This window comes from Pseudomonas sp. Irchel s3b5 (assembly GCF_900187435.1).
Lineage (GTDB): Bacteria > Pseudomonadota > Gammaproteobacteria > Pseudomonadales > Pseudomonadaceae > Aquipseudomonas.
Window position 1 is genome coordinate 84,720 of the sequence record NZ_FYDY01000008.1, and the last position, 16,671, is coordinate 101,390.

A 16,671-nucleotide genomic window follows, 5' to 3' on the forward strand; every position below is an offset into this window, starting at 1 on the left:
ACCACAGAGATCGCAGTCGTGGAAAACATCAAGCGCTTCAACAGCTTCGCTGAGTTCTACCCGTACTACCTCAGCGAACACAGTGACAGTACCTGCCGACGATTGCATTTTATCGGCACAACCCTGGTCATTTTCATTCTCGCGCTGACCATCGGTCGTGGTGCCTGGATGCTGTTGTGGGCCCTGCCCCTGGCGGGTTACAGCTTCGCCTGGGTCGGGCACTTCTTCTTCGAAAAGAATCGTCCTGCGACGTTTCAACATCCCTTTTATAGCCTGCTCGGTGACTTCGTCATGTACCGGGACATGATTCTGGGGCGCGTTCCGTTCTAGTCACACGCCGTCAAAAGAGACCTGCCGATGAATGCCAATGCCCGCTTCACCCACATGAAGGATGGTACCGAAGAAGACTGGGCGATCATCGCCGCAGATTTCAGTGCCTACGCCCGACAATTGCCGACCCGGATTGTGGCGCACCTGAAGTTGCTGGAGGGTGACTTTGGCGGGTTCCCGGTGGATCGCCTCACACACTCCCTGCAAACCGCCACCCGAGCCTGGCGCGATGGCCGCGACGAAGAGTACGTGGTTTGCGCCCTTCTTCACGATATCGGCGACACGCTGGGTTCCTTTAACCACCCGGACATTGCGGCGGCGATCCTCAAGCCATTCGTCAGCGCCGAGTGTTTATGGATGGTGGAGAAACACGGGATTTTCCAGGGTTACTATTTCTTCCATCACCTGGGCATGGACCGGCACCTGCGCGAGCAATTCAAGGACCATCCGCAGTTTCAGGCGACGGCCGAGTTCTGCGCCAAATACGATGCCGCGGCGTTTGATCCGGCGTATGACACGCTGCCGCTGAGCTTCTTCGAGCCGATGATGGAGCGGTTGTTTGCGCAGCCGAAGAACTCGATCTACAAAGCGGCGATGGAAGAACATTCGCCAGCCTGAAGTCAAAAGATCGCAGCCTGCGGCAGCGATCTTTTCAAGCCAGTTCTGCGACTTTCGAAGCTTTCAACTGCGCCTCCCGCGCCTGGGCATCCGCCAACCGATACAACTCGATCGTGCCATCCCAGTGCTCGATCAACGCCGTGCACGACTCCACCCAATCCCCGCAATTGAGGTAATCCACCCCGCCCACCTTGCGGATCTCGGCATGGTGAATGTGCCCGCACACCACGCCGTGCAGCTCGCGCTTGACGCACTCATGGGCGATGGCTTCTTCGAAGTCGCTGATAAAGCTGACCGCGGTTTTGACCTTGTGCTTGAGATACGCCGACAGCGACCAATAACCGTAGCCGTAACGCGCACGCCAATGGTTGAGCCAGCGATTGAGGGTCAGGGTGAATTCGTAGGCCGAGTCGCCGAGGAATGCCAGCCAGCGGTGGTAGCGGGTGATCACATCGAACTGGTCGCCATGGATTACCAGCAGATGCCGGCCATCGGCGGTGACGTGCACGGCTTCATCCACCAACTGGATGTTACCCAGAATCAGCTTTGAATAACGACGCAGGAATTCGTCGTGGTTGCCGGTGACATAAATCACCTCGGTGCCACGCTTGCTCATGGTCAACAAGCGGCGGATCACATTGGTATGCGCCTGGGGCCAATACATGCCACCGCGCAGTTTCCAGCCGTCGATGATGTCGCCGACCAGGTAAACCTTGTCCGCGTGGTAGCCCTTGAGAAACTGCGACAGGTGTTCAGCCTGACAATCCCGGGTGCCCAAATGCACGTCGGAAATCCACAAAGTTCGCACGCGTTGCTTACGGGTAGGTTTGGCGAGCTCGGCGCTGGTCATGGGCAACCCTCTGGCAAGTTTTGGCAAGTTTGCGCCGGACCGGTTAATGGTCCATGACAGCGCCAAGTCAGTCCCGTGACAGCGTTTGCAACCCGACTCGGTGTAGACTGGCCGCCTAATCCGGGAGACCTGCGATGAGACCGATCCTCACGCTACGCCAGTACAGCCACGACCTGATCGTTCACAGCCACGAACATGCGCAACTGGTGTTCGGGCTGTCGGGCGCCCTGGATTTCGAGGTCGGCGGCCATGGCAGTCAGGTGGTTCAGCAGAGCTTCGTGGTGATACCGTCCGGCGCGCATCACGCGTGCGGCAGTGCCAATGGCAGCCGTTGCCTGGTGCTGGACGTGCCCAGCGAACAGTGGGTGGCCCAGTCGCTGGGGGATCACGCAGATTCCAGCCGGCGCCTGCTCGACAATGCCGGCCGGTTGGCACTGGATGCCGGGCAAAGCCAACTGGTCCAGTGGCTGGCGAACAGTCCGGTCGATGATCCGCTGATTGCGCAACAGGGCGCAGTCTTGCTGCTGGCCAGTCTCAACAAGGCAAGATCCGAAACCGTCGGCGGTCGCCGCCTGCCCTATGCCGCGCTGAATGCGCACATCGATCATTACGCAGCCTATCCGCTGCAAGTGGCCGACCTGGCCCGCGTGGCCGGGCTCTCCAGCGCTCGTTTGCACGCACGATTCGTGACCGAATGCGGGCAGACGCCGATGGATTACATCCGCAGCCGGCGCCTGCACATCGCCGTGGATCTACTGCGCACCTCAGCGCTGCCCATTGGCGAGATTGCCTGTCGGGTCGGTTACAGCTCGCAGAGTGCGTTTGCGGCAGCGGTGCTCCGGGAGTTCGGCGCATCGCCCGGCAAACTGCGGCGCGAGGCTGGCGACAAAAAACGCTAGTTTGCCGACAGACACCACGGGGCCGCACGGTTCAATGTAGGAGCTGCCGGAGGCTACGATCTTTTGACGTTGTTTTTTTCAAGATCAAGATCAAAAGATCGCAGCCTCCGTCAGCGCCTACATGATTTTACTGTTAAGGATCGCAATGACTCCCCGTACTGCCCTTGGCGCCCTGCATATCGGCGCACTGATGTTTGGCCTGACCGGCGTGTTTGGCAAACTTGCTGCCGCCTCTCCGGCAGTCATCGTTTTTGGTCGTGCCGCCTTCGCCGTGTTGGCCCTGGCGTTTTTTGCCCGGTTCGCCAGCCAGACGCGCTGGCAAAGGCTCGAAGCCGTGGATTGGCGCCGCCTGTTGCTCAGTGGTTTGTTGCTGGCCGGGCACTGGGTGAGTTTCTTCATTGCGGTAAAAGTCTCGGGCGTGGCGATTGCGACGCTGGGTTTTGCCAGTTTTCCGGCGTTTACCGTGATCCTCGAAGGGCTGATCTTCCGCGAGCGCATCCGTGCCAACGAGATTTTGCTGGTGGTGCTGGTCAGCGTCGGCCTGGTGCTGGTGACGCCTGATTTTGACCTGGCCAGCGGCGCCACCACCGGCCTGCTGTGGGCGGTGGCTTCCGGTTTGCTGTTCGCCCTGCTGTCACTGACTAACCGCGCCAGCTCCGGACGAATCCCGGCCGTGCAGGCGGCCCTGTGTCAGAACGTGGTAGTCGCCGTGTGCCTGCTGCCGGTCGCCGCACCGCAGTTGAGTGAAGTGCGCGCCCTCGACTGGCTGTGGATCGGTCTGCTCGGCGTGTTCTGCACCGGTGTCGCCCATAGCCTGTTTGTCGCCAGCCTCGCGGTGATCAAGGCGCGCACCGCCGCCGTGGTGTTTGCCCTGGAGCCGGTATACGGCATCACCATGGCATGGCTGTTGTTCGATGAAAATCCGACCCTGCGCATGCTGCTCGGCGGCGCCTTGATCATCGTGGCGATCGTGGTGTCCAGCAGACTCTCAGGCGGTTCTCCCAAGAAAGCACCTGTGGCACAGGCCTCGTCTCACTGAGTACGGTCGTTGTGCCCGAGGTCGCGGTCCGGATCGATCTGATCACGCACCCGCTGCTTGAGGACCTTGGCTTCAGGAAAACCACCGTCCGCCTTGCGTTCCCAGATCTGTACATCGTTACAAAAAACATGAAAGACCCCGCCCGTGCCGGGCACCAGGGACACTTTGCCCAGGTCATCACCGAACGTGCTGAGCAGTTCCTGCGCCAGCCACGCTGCACGCAACAGCCACTGGCATTGGGTGCAATAGGTGATGATGATTTCCGGTTTGCTGGCGGTCATGGCGGGCGAAACTCCAAGTCTGAGGACGCCGCTATGATAGCCCGGCTTGCAGCTCCGGAGCTGAACGCTTGAGGTCATCCCGTGGCTGCGGATCGGCCTCCAATACCCACTCCATTGTTGCTTCGTGCTCGCTCAAGGTGACGGGTTTGGCATTTGCGTACGGATTGATCAGCTCCCAACTTGAGTCCATGGTCAGCTGATCAAGGTTTAGCCGAGAGGTGTCGTCGGGCACATCTTCGGGTGGGGCCGCAGCGGCCATCGTTGTCTCAGTGGCCGGGGAGAAATACGTAAGCTGCTGATGCTCCTGATCCGCAGGAGATTCGTGATGCACGGGAGTCGATTGCATCACTGGCTCCTGCCCCCGAGGTTCATCCATCGCCCCCTCGGGCTCGGATTGAGCGCGGCGACGCTGGCGAAGCACCAACCAGCCCAACACCAGCAACGCCGCCATCATTGGATACCTGGCGGCCTGCAGCCAGTCCGTGCCGGGTTCTTCAAGCGCGTCGGGGTTGAGTGGAACCGGCTCGGCTTGCAGACTCTTGAGCGCCAACAATTGCGATTGTTGCTCGGCCAACTGCTTTTGCTGGACAGCAATCTCCTTGTCCTGCCTTTGAAGCTTTGCTGTGAGTTCATCGACAGTGGTTTGCAGCTGTCGGTTTTGCAGGACACTGGCCGCCAGTTGCTCGGCAGCGGGGCCCGTTTCCGGCTCTGACACGAATGATGCAGGCTCGGTTTTCAGCGATGGACTTTTCGTCGCCAGTGGCGCCACGACGGACGGTTCCACGCGGGGGAAGGCAGAAGACGAAGGGCTGAAAACCGGCCCATCCGTGGCGGGAACAATCTCCGGTGAGCCTGGCGGATCGATCAGCACGGTGTATTCACGCACCAATCGACCATTGGGCTGATCGAGTTGCACGAGGAAGTCCAGGAAGGGCTCGTTGACCGGTTTGCTGGAGGTCACCTGGATCAGGCTGCGATTGCCGCGCAGGACCGGGGTGAACGTCAGATGATGGAGGAACGGTGCGCGATCAACCCCGGCGCGGCTGAACTCATCTTCCGTCGCGAGCCTGACCGACAAATCGCCCTCTTCAAGCCCTGAGGCATCCACCAGCGCAATCTCGGCACGCAACGGCTGATTCAGCGCCGAATGCAGGGTGATTTCACCCAGGCCCAACGCAGGTGCCAATGCCGAGTAAGTGACGGCGGCCCCGACCAGAAACAGGCGACCACCACCGCGCAAAACCAACCGCCAACGCTTGAACATGAGCATCCTTTAGATTACGAGAACCGACCCGCACGTATTCGCACATCCGGTACGAACACGATATTGCCAAGTAGTTCTTATAGTCCGCGCAACGCTGTCGCTCAAAAGCCTGACGGTTTGTTATGCCTCAAGATTTTTCCAGATTGGCCAGAATGTGCCCGTGAACCCGCATGCAGACCTTGAGATCCGCCTCGTCCACGCCTTCGAACAATTCGAGACGAAGCTGATTGGCAATGGTTTCAATTTGTTCAATCAGGGGAAGCGCCGGAGCGCAGAGGACAATTTTTTTCGCCCGACGGTCTTCCAACACTGCCTGGCGTTGCACCAGGCCCTGCCCTTCGAGGCTGTCAAGCAACCGGGCCAGGGTCGGCCCTTCGACACCAACACTTTGCGCCAGCTCACGTTGGGTCGGCGCGTCTTCAAAACGGGCCAGATGCAGCAGCACCAGCCAACGCGCCTGGGACAGCCCCAGGCCAGCCAGACGACGGTCCAGTTCGGCACGCCAGCCGCGAGACATCTGCGCCAGTTGCATGCCAAATCGGTGCGGTTCGGTTAACGGCATAAAACACTCATGATTAGACTGAAATAGAGGAAAACTAATTATTAGCCAGCTAATCATGAGCCTTGGAATGAAGCAAGGCTTGTTCCTTGGTGAATCGTTACATCACCTGCATGGATCAATCAAATCTCGAATTCAGACTGCAACGCTGCCCGGACGCAGTACAACACCCCTTCCGGCACCCTGCCGGCAAACAGCGCGGAGATCTCGGAAACCGGCGGCAACTCGCCTTCGCCGTCGAGGAACGCGTCCTGGACTTCGCCCATCAGATCCTCAGGCAGATCCAGCGCCTGTTCGAGCGACAGCTGCTGCTTGCCGATCGCTTCGGCCAGCATGGTGTAGACGTTCTTTTCCGAGCACTGCAACTGACCGGCGATCTGCACCGGCGTCATGCCGGCGCGAGCCAGTGTGATCAGCTCGTGACGCACATCGGCCACCACCTTCGGTGCCTCGACCTGACCGCCGAGCACTTCGAGGAAGGCCTCGCCATAGCGTTCCAGCTTGCGTGCGCCGACGCCGCTGACCGTGGCCATTTGTGCCAGCGAAGTCGGTTGGCTGCGCAGCATTTCCAGCAGGGTCGAGTCGGGGAAGATGACGTACGGTGGCACGCCATGTTCTTCGGCGAGTTTGCGACGCAAGGCGCGCAAGGCTTCCCATTGTTCGCGCTCTTCACCACGGACCAGCTGACTCGCCTGGCTCTTGCTGCTCTTGGCTGTGGTTTGTGCCTTGAGGTCGCGGCGCAGCTCCAGGGTCACTTCCCCCTTGAGCAGCGGCCGGCACGAATCGCTCAAGCGCAGACCGCCATACCCTTCATGGTCGACATCGGCCAGCCCGCGAGCCACCAACTGCCGGAACAGCGAGCGCCATTCGCCCTCGGCCCGCGCCTTGCCGACCCCGAACACCGACAGGTGCTGATGGCCGAAACTGCGGACCTTTTCGTTGTCATTGCCCAACAACACATCCACCAGATGCCCGACGCCATAGCGCTGGCCGGTTCGGTAAATCGCCGAGAGCGCCTGACGCGCCGGTTCGGTGGCGTCCCAGGTCTGCACGCCGTCGACACAGTTGTCGCAATGGCCGCACGGCTCGGGCATGTCTTCGTCGAAGTAGGCCAACAGGGTCTGGCGACGGCAACGGGTTTCCTCGCATAGCGACAGCATCGCATCGAGCTTGTGTTGCTCCAGGCGTTTGTGACGCTCGTCACCTTCGGAGTTCTGCAACATCTGTTTGAGCATCACCACGTCTTGCAGGCCGTAGGCCATCCACGCATCCGCCGGCAGGCCATCACGACCGCCGCGACCGGTTTCCTGGTAATAGGCTTCAAGGGATTTCGGCAAATCAAGGTGAGCGACAAACCGCACGTTCGGTTTATCGATGCCCATGCCGAATGCGACGGTGGCGACCATGATCAGGCCTTCCTCGTTGAGGAAGCGCTTCTGGTTAAAGGCGCGCAGATCGTTCGGCAGACCGGCGTGATACGGCAATGCGGGAAAGCCTTGCTCGCTGAGAAACGCCGCGACTTCCTCGACTTTCTTGCGCGACAGGCAGTAGACGATGCCCGCATCGCTGCGCCGCTCGGCGAGGAACGCCAGCAACTGCTTGCGCGGCTGTTCCTTGGGCACGATGCGATAGAAGATGTTAGGTCGGTCGAAGCTCGACAGAAAGCGCTCGGCATTCTGCAAATGCAGGCGAGTGACGATTTCTTCGCGGGTGCGCTTGTCGGCAGTGGCGGTCAGGGCGATGCGCGGCACATCGGGGAAAATTTCCGCCAACTGGCCCAATTGCAGGTATTCCGGGCGGAAGTCGTGGCCCCATTGCGATACGCAGTGGGCTTCGTCGATGGCGAACAAGGCAATGTTCAGCCCTTGCAGGAACGACAACATGCGCGGCTGGACCAGGCGTTCGGGGGCGAGGTAGAGCATTTTCACCTCTCCGCGCTTGATGCGGGCCGCGAGGTCGCGCTGCTGCTCGGCGCTGAGCGTGGAGTTCAACGCCGCAGCGGCCACACCCAGTTCTTCGAGGGTGGCAACCTGGTCGTCCATCAACGCGATCAGTGGCGACACCACCACCGCCAGGCCGTCGCGCAGCAGCGCCGGAACCTGGAAGCACAGGGATTTGCCGCCGCCGGTAGGCATCAGGACCAGGGCATCGCCGCCGTTGGCCACGCGCTCAATGATTGCACCCTGGCGACCACGGAAACTGTCGTAGCCGAAGATGTCCTTGAGGACGCGTTGAGCCTGTTCGAGCATAAAAACTCCAAAAATCACCGAAACATCCCTGCAAGGCTGGTTCAGAACACGCGATGCTGCACCGACAAATCGTAAGGGTGCATTGCATGACGCTTCACATTTCAGCCGTGAGACCCGCAGGGCATCACAAAACGCGCGAGTATACCCGAGCGCTGTCCGGCGAAGGGCACCGCTGATAAGTCAAATCTGATCCGGTAGGCGCTGCCGAAGGTTGCGATCTTTTGATTTTGTTTTTCAAGATCAAACGATCGCAGCCTTCGGTAGCTCCTACATTAATAGGGAGGCAAATATGCCGTGCGGCTGGCCCAAGCGCTCAAGAAGGCCTAGAATTCCCGCATCGAACATTCCCCAAGGTAGTCCTTTAATGTCCTTCGCTGAGCAACTAACCCGCCTGCAAGTCTTCCTCGACGCCGACGAACTGCATGACGAGGCGCTGGACTACGTGGCCGCCCACGGCTACCTCACCGCGCTGTCGATCTGTTCCGAGGTCGTTCCCGATCGCGAATGGATCGATGCCCTCTTCGCCGAAGAGCCGCATTACAGCAGCGAAGCCCAGCGCGAAGAAATCGAAGCCACCCTGATCGGTCTCAAAGCGCACATCGCTCGTCAACTGGCCTCCGATGAAGAGTTCGAGTTGCCATGCGATCTGGACCTGGGCGACGACCCGGATGATTCCGACCTGCGCGGCTGGTGCATCGGCTTCATGGAAGGTGTGTTCCTGCGCGAAGCGGCCTGGTTCGAAAGCGCTGAAGAGGAAGTCAGCGAAATGCTGCTGCCGATCATGGTCGGTTCGGGCCTGTTCGACGAACAGCCAGAATTCGAAGACATCGCCAAGGATGCCAACCTGATGGACGACATGATCGTGCAGATCCCGGAAGCCCTGACTGCGCTGTACCTGCTGTGCAACGCACCCGACGAAAAACCGGCAATTCTGAAACCACGTCACCACTAAGGTCCTGCCTATGGACAACCCCATAGGCAACCGCCCCCTGATGTTGCGCTACGTGCTGCTGGCCATCGGCTGGTTGAGCGTAGCGTTGGGGGTCATCGGAATTTTCCTGCCGGTACTGCCCACCACACCTTTCCTCTTGCTGGCGGCCGCCTGTTTCGCCCGCAGCTCGCCGCGTTTCTATCAATGGCTGGTGGAACATCCGCGGCTCGGGCCGTGGATTCGCGACTACCTCGATGGCAATGGCATACCGCTCAAGGGCAAGGTGTATGCCATCGGCCTGATGTGGGCCAGCATTCTGTTTTCCTGCTATCTGGTGCCGTTGCCTTGGGCGCGGGGGTTCATGCTGACCAGTGCGGTGTTGGTGACGATTTATATTCTGCGGCAGAAAACTCTGCGCAAGTCTTGAGATTCTGAGTCGGAGTACATATCCGTTGCTGCGGTCACGGCCGCTATTGGCTCCGCCCTTACGGCGGGTCACTTTCGAAAAGCCGGAGCAACCAAAGCGCGTTGACGTTCCGTGCCCGCGGCGGCCTACCGGCCTGGTTCTGATGCGTCTGTGTTCCCCTGTAGGAGCTGTCGAGTGCAACGAGGCTGCGATCTTTTGACTCTGTTTTTTACAGGCAAGATCAAAAGATCGCAGCCTTCGGCAGTTCCTACGGAGTGATACATCCGCGAAATCAGGTCGACTGGCAGGCCGCCATCGCCGGCAAGCCAGCTCCTACAGTTTTTGGCGTGGCACACAAATTACTCGACTGGCACCAAACCTGTAGGAGCAAGCTTGCTCGCGATGAGGCCAGTGCATCCAACATCGATGCTGACCGACAGGCCGCCATCGCTGGCAAGCCAGCTCCTACAGTTTTTTGCGTCGACCGCAAACTATTCGAACGACACAAAACCTGTAGGAGCAAGCTTGCTCGCGATGAGGCCAGTGCATCCAACATCGATGCTGACCGACAGGCCGCCATCGCTGGCAAGCCAGCTCCTACAGTTTTTTGTGTGGCACACAAATTACTCGACTGGCACCAAACCTCTAGGAGCAAGCTTGCTCGCGATGAGGCCAGTGCATCCAACATCGATGCTGACCGACAGGCCGCCATCGCCGGCAAGCCAGCTCCTACAGTTTTTGCGTCGACCGCAAACTATTCGAACGACACAAAACCTGTAGGAGCAAGCTTGCTCGCGATGAGGCCAGTACATCCAACATCGATGTTGACTGTCAGGCCGCCATCACTCAACCGAGCACTAGTAACAAACACCACCTAGACTTCACCAATCTGCATTCGAGCAGCCCGACATGCCCCGCGGTCCGCGTAGTCCAGGATGGCCAGCGCTCCGACTCCGGTTCGGTGGATGGCTGCTGGCCAGTTTATTACTGCTGGCCGCCCTCAACGCCGTCCAGGCCGACTGGAACTTCACCCAAATCCTGCAATCAGCCGAAAAACGCTACGGTCCCCTTGGCCCGGCGCGAGGGCGGATCGAAGCCTGGAGCCAAATGCTGCAAGGTGAACGCGGCGCACCTGAGCGCGAGCAACTCACGGCGGTCAATCGGTTCTTCAACGGGCAACTGAATTTTCAGGACGACACACGCATCTGGAAACAGACCGACTACTGGGCCACGCCGGTCGAAGCCTTGAACAAGGGCGCCGCCGACTGCGAAGACTATGCCCTGGCCAAGTATTTCAGCCTGCGCCAACTCGGCGTGCCCAGCGAAAAACTGCGCATCACCTACGTCAAGGCCTTGAATCAGAACCAGGCACACATGGTGCTGACCTATTACAGCAGCCCCACGGCCGAACCGCTGGTGCTGGACAACCTGATCGGCGACATCCGCCCTGCCTCCCAACGTAAAGACCTGTTGCCGGTGTACGCCTTCAATGCTGAAGGCTTGTACCTGCCTGGCAAGAACGGTGGCCAGCGCAGCAGCGATTCGAAAAAACTGTCGCGCTGGCAGGATGTGCTGAAAAAGATGCAGGCCGAAGGGTTCGATGTCGGCGACGGTTAGGCGCGACAGCAAGGAGCCATTTCATGACATTGCGCAAACAGTTGTTTCTGGCCATCTGCCTGTTCTTGCTGGTGGCGTTCAGCGGCAGTTTTTTCGTCAGCCTGGAAAGCTCGCGCGAGCAGACGCTCAGCCAATTGCGCGCCCATGCCCAGGATGCAGCCACTGCCCTGGGATTGTCCCTGACGACGCAAATCGATGACCCGGCGATGGTGGAGCTGATGGTCAGTTCCATTTTTGACAGCGGTTACTTCAGTACCATCCGCATCGTTGACATCAAGGATGACCAGACGATGCTGGAACGCAGCACCTCCACGAAAATCGACGGTGTGCCGCGCTGGTTCGTCCGCTTGGTCCATCTGCGCCCCGAAGGTGGCGATGCGCTGATCATGCGCGGCTGGGAGCAAGTGGCGCGGGTCGAAGTGCTGAGCAATCCGCAGTTTGCCCTGGCCAAGCTCTGGGACAGCACCCTTGGCAGCCTGATTTGGTTGCTGCTGTGCGGCCTGCTCAGCGCCGTGTTTGGCGCATGGTTGCTGCGGCGACAGCTTCGGCCACTCGACAATATGGTCCGGCAGGCCGAAGCCATCAGCAAACGCGAATTCCTCAGCCTGCCGAAACTGCCGCGCACACCGGAACTGAAACGGGTCGTGCTGGCCATGAACCAGATGGTCGAAAAGCTCAAGGCCCTGTTCGCCGAAGAGGCGGCGCGCAGTGAAAAACTTCAGGCTGAAGCGTATCTGGATAACCTGACCGGGCTGGCCAACCGCCGCTTGCTGGACGAACAACTGGGCGATCATTTGCGGGTCGGCGAACAAAGCCGCGACGGACACTTGTTGATGTTGCAGATCAACAACCTGGCCGGCCTCAATCAACGCCTGGGCGGTCAGCGTACCGATGCATTGATCGGCACCGTCGCTGAGTTGCTCACTCGCCTGACCCAGTTACCGGAACGGCGGACCTGGCTGGCAGCGCGTAATCGCGGCGGTGAATTCAGCCTGCTGACTCCCGGCCTGAACAACGAAGAGGCTGCACGCCTGGCCACGGAAGTCAGCGCGACCCTGGAAAACCTGCGCTTGACCGGTTCCAGCGACTGCACGCCTGTTGCTCATTTGGGCATCGTCACCTACCGACCCGGCGAGCCGGCGAGTGATGTATGGCTGCGGCTTGATCAGGCATTGACCGAAGCACGGCAGCACCCCGAACGCCCATGGATACATCTGAGTCACCACGACACGACCGTCAATCACACTCAACACGACTGGCGGACCTGGATCGACGAGGCGCTGAACGAGGGCAAATTGAAGCTGTATTTCCAGCCGGTCGTGCAATGCGCTGACACCAGCCTGGTACTGCATCACAAAGTGCTGGCACGGTTGCTCGATCCACAAGGCGAGGCGATTGCCGCCGGGCATTTTTTGCCGTGGATCGAACGGTTCGGATGGTCGGCAAGGTTCGACATGGCGATGCTGGAAGCCACGCTGGATTACCTGGTGGTTAATCGCTGGCCTTTGGCATTGAGCCTGTCCGGGAGCACCTTGAGTGATCAGACACAGTTGAGGGAAATCCTCGATCTGCTCGACTCCCTTCCCGAACTCGCACCGCTGCTGACCCTGGAAATCGACGAGCGCCAGCTACCGTCTCCCGAGGAGCTGCATCGTTTGAACATCAGCCTGCTCAACACCGGTTATCGCATCGGCCTGCAGCACTTTGGTGGGCGCTTCAGCCAGATCGGCAACCTCACCCAGTTGGGGTTGGCCTATCTGAAAATCGACGGCGCCTATATCCGCAGCATCGATGAGCAACCGGATAAACGCCTGTTCATCGACGCCATTTTTCGCGCGACCAACAGCATTGATTTGCCGCTGATTGCGGAGATGGTCGAGACGCGTGGGGAGTTGGCGGTGATCAAGGAGTTGGGCGTGTTCGGTGCCATGGGACGATTGATCGGGCCACCGGAGCCGATGTAAGCCCGAGGAACTGGGCCTTGAGATGAGCTGAATCCATAAAGAAACGAGCCTGCGCGCGATAGCGGTTTCACATTCAAAATCCATGTTGAATGATCCACGCCATCGCGAGCAGGCTCGCTCCCCCAGGTCCTCAGGTCACACGGTATCCACCTTCAAGGTATGGTCGTTGAGCATGCCGTTGATGATGGTCGCCGTGTCTGCCCCCCCTACCAGTCCTCCGGCCCCCGGTGTTACGCCGTAGTGGTCGGCAAGGTCCACGCCCGCCAGGTCGATGGTCTGGTTCGGTATCGCACCGGCCGTGGCACTGACGTTGATGCTGGTGAGGAGTGAAGCACCGCTGCCGGTGACGGTGAAGTGCAAGTAGTCGTCGAGCGACGCCGTGGTGCTGTTTTCACCTTGCAGCAGTTGCGACAGGTCGAGCTTGTCGGTGCCGGGGGTAAAGTCGGTGATGAGGTCGTGACCGCTATTGCCGTTGAGCCATTGGAAGGTGTCGGTGCCTGCGCCCCCGGAGAGAGTGTTGTTGCCCATACCGCCTATCAAGAGGTCGTCGCCGCCCTCGCCTTTGAGCACGTCGTTACCCAGGCCTCCGGTGATGACGTTGCTGTTGTTATCGCCGGTCAGGTTGTCGTTGAAGTTCGAACCGATGAGGTTTTCGATGCTGGTCAGGGTATCCGTCCCGGCGCCAAACGTGTTTTGCCCGACAAGGGTGCCCAGATTAACGGTGACCCCGGCCGTGGCGTGGGCGTAGCTCGCGGTATCGATGCCGGTGCCGCCGTCGAGCACATCAGCGCCTGGACCGCTGTAGAGCAAGTCATCGCCTGCGCCGCCATGCATTTCGTTGTTGCCTGAGCCTGCGGTGAGCACGTCGTTGCCGTCGCCAGCATTGAGGAGGTTGTTGCCGTCGCCGGCAACCAGCACGTCGTCGCCTGTTGTACCGGTGAGGGTGTGACCGGCCTGGTAGCTGATGGTCACGTTGCCCGTGCCGCTGCCGCCGTGGTTATCGTTGGCGGTGTAGGTGCCATCGAAGTCCGGGATGACCTCATGCGATCCGTTGTAGCTGAGCGTCATGGTGAGGTTATAGTCCTCCGCCCGATCTCGAGTGTTTTGGCTACCGGAGGAGTTCGTGATGTTGGTCACGCGGATCTGATACGTGCCGTCAACGCCAGCAATGATGTCACCGCCATCGTTGATAGCTGTGAACGCGCCGTCGTTGAGCGAGTACTCCATTTTAATTCGACCAGCCGCCAAATCATGATTCAGGTTAAGGGTCTCACCCTGATTCAGTTTGACGGTAATCAGGTCTACATCGTTGGCATTGTCGTTGGTCACCGCCCCAAGATAGCCGCTGATCACCAGTAAAGCCGTCATGGTCCCGGTTTTAGTGAGAAACGAGCTGCGTACGTTGGCCAGGCTCTGATTGGCGACGATATCGTTCTCGCCGTCGAAATTGATCGCACCGGAGCCGGTGAGCTTCCAACCCGTCTTGAATGTGGTTGGCGTAGCGCTGAGCGCATCGCCGTTCGCGTCGATGTCATTGCCTAGTAGCAGTTCGCCCGGCACCACGATGTTTTCCGAGAACACGTTGGTGATGATGTGATCAGCTCCCGCCACCGGCGCCGTATTCGGAATGACCTTGACCGTCAGCGTCGAGCTGGCCAGGTCGCCGTCGTTGTCGCTGACGGTGAAACCGATGTTCTCGGTGACCACCACGGTGGTGATTTTCTGCGACGTATAGATGTAGTCGCCGGTGTCGAGGTTGACCACCAAGATGCCGTTTTTGCTGGTGGCGATGCTCAGGGTGTTATTCGCGGTGTTGAAGGTGCCAGCGTTGGTGCCGCCGCTTGGGGTCAGCGAACCCTGGCCGCCGAGTGCTTTTGGATCATAGGTGTAAGTGGTGCCGTCCACGACGATGGACTTGATGAAACCGCCATCGGCGCCGAATGTGCCACCCACGCCCAGCAGGGAACCGGTAACCGGCGCACCCTGCACGGTGCCGGTGAGCACCGAGTCGAGCTGGTTGAGATCGGTGACCACCACCGCGTTGGTGTTGGTATTGCTGATGCCGTCGTAGGACAAAGGATCGAGGTTGGCATTGCTCACACCGCTGCCAAGGCCGATCGCGTAGTTCTTGATGTCGTTGGCCTCGAAGAACGCTTTCAACGAGGCCTCATCTGCGGTGCCAATTTCCTGGCCATCGGTAGGTTTACCGTCCGAGAAGAAATAGCCGATATTCTGCGCCCCGGTGAGTTTGCCCGTGGTGACGAACGCGGTTTTCAACATGGCTACGGCGGCGTCGTAGTTGGTGGTGCCGCCCGATGTGAGGCTGGCAAGCAAGGACTTGGCCGTCGCTATATCAACCCATACGCCCGAGCTGTCGTTGGCGCCGCTGCTGAAGGTGACCAGGTGCACCTTGACGTCGCCAAGGGCATCGTACTTGTCCAGCAAAGCACTGATCGCATTCTTGGCCAATGCCAGTCGCGTCAGACCCGGTACGCCGGAGGCATCGCCCATACTGCCCGAGACGTCGAGCACGATCAGCAGGTTCGAATCGATTTCCATCGCCGACACCGAACGCTCCGACGCCACCGCTTTGGGTATGTCATCGACAACACTGATGACGATGGTGCTGGTGGTGCTGTTACCCAGCGCATCGGTGGCTTTGTAGGTGAAGGTCTCGTTCGGGGTAAGGGTGGTCACTCCGTCGTTGATATTCGGCGTGGTTTTTGGCGCCGAGGTCAGGGTGTAGGTGTAAGTGCCATCGGCGTGGATTTCGATCTGTCCGTACAAACCGGTGGCGTTGCCGACCAGGCTGTAGGTGAGCGCACCGTTGCCACCGGAGACCGAACCGACCAACGTGCCGGTGGCGGTTTCGCCGGTGTGCGTCGGGTCGCTGCCGGTGACCGTACCAGGGGCCAGATCCAGGCCGCCCTGGCTCAGGTCGAGGGCTTTTTCGTAGACCGTTACATCCCGATCCACACTGGCGATGAGGTTGCCGTCGGCAACGCTGATGGTGATGGTCGTGGTGCTTTCGTCGCCATCGCTGTCGCGGATGGTGTAGGTGAACGTGTCAGTGGCACCCGCCGGGCCCACCGTGTTCGGGTTGCTGTGATAGATCGCGTTGCCCGCCGCATCCAGCGTCAGGTAGCCGTAGTTGCCGATGATGTTGCTGTTGAGGCCGCCGATGGCTGAAGTCGCGATGTTGCTGCCAGCGCGTACGCCGACCACCGCACCGCTTACCGCCGCGCCATCCGCCCCGAAGACATCGTTGCCCAACACACTGATGTTGACCGTACCGCCCTCCACCACCGAGCTGGTGTCCAATTTGGCGGTCGGCAAGTCATCGATGATGTTGACGTCGAGTGTGGCATTAGCGGTGCTGCCGTTGTCATCGACCACCGTGACAGCGAACTGCTCAGGCAGTGAGTTGGCGCCACTCGCATTAGGGTGCGCTTCGTTATCGACCAGGGTGTAGCTGTAACTGACGACACCGGTTGTGGCGTTGAACCCGGTGATGGTCAGCGTGCTGCCCAGCGGTGTGCCGATAGATTGCGGAAAACCAACCGCCACGCCGTTGCTGACGACGGCGATACCGCCCACGGTGAGGGTTTGCACGCCGTCCAGCGCGGTGATGGTGAAGGTGCCGCTCTGGGTCAGTGCTGTGTTG

14 protein-coding genes are annotated in these 16,671 nt (G+C 59.8%); 8 read left to right on the forward strand and 6 right to left on the reverse strand.

Features of this window, described 5'->3' with window-relative positions; all coding sequences use genetic code 11:
* Nucleotides 1–18: 18 nt before the first annotated feature.
* On the forward strand, nucleotides 19–330 hold the full coding sequence (locus CKW15_RS11550; protein ID WP_095058975.1) for a DUF962 domain-containing protein: 312 nt from the start codon (nucleotides 19–21) through the stop codon (nucleotides 328–330).
* A 27-nt stretch (nucleotides 331–357) separates the two neighbouring features.
* Complete coding sequence (locus CKW15_RS11555) at nucleotides 358–948, forward strand: HD domain-containing protein (protein WP_095058974.1); 591 nt, start codon at nucleotides 358–360, stop codon at nucleotides 946–948.
* 34 nt (nucleotides 949–982) lie between these two features.
* Here CKW15_RS11555 and CKW15_RS11560 read toward each other — a convergent pair whose 3' ends face one another.
* Nucleotides 983–1,798 carry a UDP-2,3-diacylglucosamine diphosphatase gene (locus tag CKW15_RS11560; RefSeq protein ID WP_095152147.1) on the reverse strand — a complete coding sequence of 272 codons (816 nt, stop codon included), beginning with the start codon at nucleotides 1,796–1,798 and terminating at the stop codon, nucleotides 983–985.
* A 134-nt stretch (nucleotides 1,799–1,932) separates the two neighbouring features.
* Here CKW15_RS11560 and CKW15_RS11565 point away from each other — a divergent pair, with 134 nt between their 5' ends.
* Together CKW15_RS11565 and CKW15_RS11570 are read left to right on the forward strand one after the other, a co-directional pair.
* A complete protein-coding gene (locus CKW15_RS11565; protein WP_095152148.1) occupies nucleotides 1,933–2,697 on the forward strand; it encodes an AraC family transcriptional regulator in 765 nt (254 codons plus the stop codon).
* Nucleotides 2,698–2,842: 145 nt separating this feature from the next.
* Nucleotides 2,843–3,736 carry a DMT family transporter gene (locus tag CKW15_RS11570; protein WP_095152149.1) on the forward strand — a complete coding sequence of 298 codons (894 nt, stop codon included), beginning with the start codon at nucleotides 2,843–2,845 and terminating at the stop codon, nucleotides 3,734–3,736.
* Here CKW15_RS11570 and CKW15_RS11575 read toward each other — a convergent pair.
* From CKW15_RS11575 to recQ, 4 genes are all read right to left on the reverse strand, one after another.
* Nucleotides 3,730–4,017, reverse strand: a complete 288-nt coding sequence (locus CKW15_RS11575) for a SelT/SelW/SelH family protein (protein WP_095058970.1) — start codon at nucleotides 4,015–4,017, stop codon at nucleotides 3,730–3,732. The two genes, CKW15_RS11570 and CKW15_RS11575, sit on opposite strands and share 7 nt — an antisense overlap.
* A gap of 31 nt (nucleotides 4,018–4,048) precedes the next feature.
* Entirely contained in the window at nucleotides 4,049–5,281 is a 1,233-nt protein-coding gene (locus tag CKW15_RS11580; protein ID WP_095152150.1) for a FimV family protein, read from the reverse strand.
* Nucleotides 5,282–5,408: 127 nt separating this feature from the next.
* Entirely contained in the window at nucleotides 5,409–5,843 is a 435-nt protein-coding gene (locus CKW15_RS11585) for a MarR family transcriptional regulator (protein WP_095152151.1), read from the reverse strand.
* Nucleotides 5,844–5,962: 119 nt separating this feature from the next.
* Entirely contained in the window at nucleotides 5,963–8,089 is a 2,127-nt protein-coding gene (gene recQ / locus CKW15_RS11590; RefSeq protein WP_095152152.1) for a DNA helicase RecQ, read from the reverse strand.
* A 364-nt stretch (nucleotides 8,090–8,453) separates the two neighbouring features.
* On the opposite strand from recQ, the gene CKW15_RS11595 reads away from it, so the two are divergent.
* From CKW15_RS11595 to lapD, 4 genes are all read left to right on the forward strand, one after another.
* Nucleotides 8,454–9,041, forward strand: coding sequence for a YecA family protein (locus CKW15_RS11595; protein WP_095058966.1), 588 nt, complete (start codon nucleotides 8,454–8,456; stop codon nucleotides 9,039–9,041).
* Between the two features lie 10 nt (nucleotides 9,042–9,051).
* On the forward strand, nucleotides 9,052–9,447 hold the full coding sequence (locus CKW15_RS11600) for a YbaN family protein (protein ID WP_007975274.1): 396 nt from the start codon (nucleotides 9,052–9,054) through the stop codon (nucleotides 9,445–9,447).
* Between the two features lie 888 nt (nucleotides 9,448–10,335).
* A complete protein-coding gene (gene lapG, locus CKW15_RS11605; RefSeq protein ID WP_095058965.1) occupies nucleotides 10,336–11,043 on the forward strand; it encodes a cysteine protease LapG in 708 nt (235 codons plus the stop codon).
* Between the two features lie 23 nt (nucleotides 11,044–11,066).
* Nucleotides 11,067–13,007: a cyclic di-GMP receptor LapD gene (gene lapD, locus CKW15_RS11610; RefSeq protein WP_095152153.1), complete on the forward strand. Its 1,941-nt coding sequence runs from the start codon at nucleotides 11,067–11,069 to the stop codon at nucleotides 13,005–13,007.
* 135 nt (nucleotides 13,008–13,142) lie between these two features.
* Here lapD and CKW15_RS11615 read toward each other — a convergent pair.
* The coding region (locus tag CKW15_RS11615; protein WP_143498423.1) for an S-layer family protein at nucleotides 13,143–16,671 on the reverse strand (3,529 nt) is incomplete at its 5' end.

Excerpts from the sequence above, each read along its gene's own strand:
- recQ (WP_095152152.1), bottom strand. The coding sequence starts at position 8,089 with ATGCTCGAACAGGCTCAACGCGTCCTCAAGGACATCTTCGGCTACGAC.
- CKW15_RS11600 (WP_007975274.1), top strand. The coding sequence starts at position 9,052 with ATGGACAACCCCATAGGCAACCGCCCCCTGATGTTGCGCTACGTGCTG.
- CKW15_RS11555 (WP_095058974.1), top strand. The coding sequence starts at position 358 with ATGAATGCCAATGCCCGCTTCACCCACATGAAGGATGGTACCGAAGAA.
- lapG (WP_095058965.1), top strand. The coding sequence starts at position 10,336 with ATGCCCCGCGGTCCGCGTAGTCCAGGATGGCCAGCGCTCCGACTCCGG.
- CKW15_RS11580 (WP_095152150.1), bottom strand. The coding sequence starts at position 5,281 with ATGTTCAAGCGTTGGCGGTTGGTTTTGCGCGGTGGTGGTCGCCTGTTT.
- CKW15_RS11595 (WP_095058966.1), top strand. The coding sequence starts at position 8,454 with ATGTCCTTCGCTGAGCAACTAACCCGCCTGCAAGTCTTCCTCGACGCC.
- CKW15_RS11570 (WP_095152149.1), top strand. The coding sequence starts at position 2,843 with ATGACTCCCCGTACTGCCCTTGGCGCCCTGCATATCGGCGCACTGATG.
- lapD (WP_095152153.1), top strand. The coding sequence starts at position 11,067 with ATGACATTGCGCAAACAGTTGTTTCTGGCCATCTGCCTGTTCTTGCTG.
- CKW15_RS11560 (WP_095152147.1), bottom strand. The coding sequence starts at position 1,798 with ATGACCAGCGCCGAGCTCGCCAAACCTACCCGTAAGCAACGCGTGCGA.
- CKW15_RS11565 (WP_095152148.1), top strand. The coding sequence starts at position 1,933 with ATGAGACCGATCCTCACGCTACGCCAGTACAGCCACGACCTGATCGTT.
- CKW15_RS11585 (WP_095152151.1), bottom strand. The coding sequence starts at position 5,843 with ATGCCGTTAACCGAACCGCACCGATTTGGCATGCAACTGGCGCAGATG.
- CKW15_RS11575 (WP_095058970.1), bottom strand. The coding sequence starts at position 4,017 with ATGACCGCCAGCAAACCGGAAATCATCATCACCTATTGCACCCAATGC.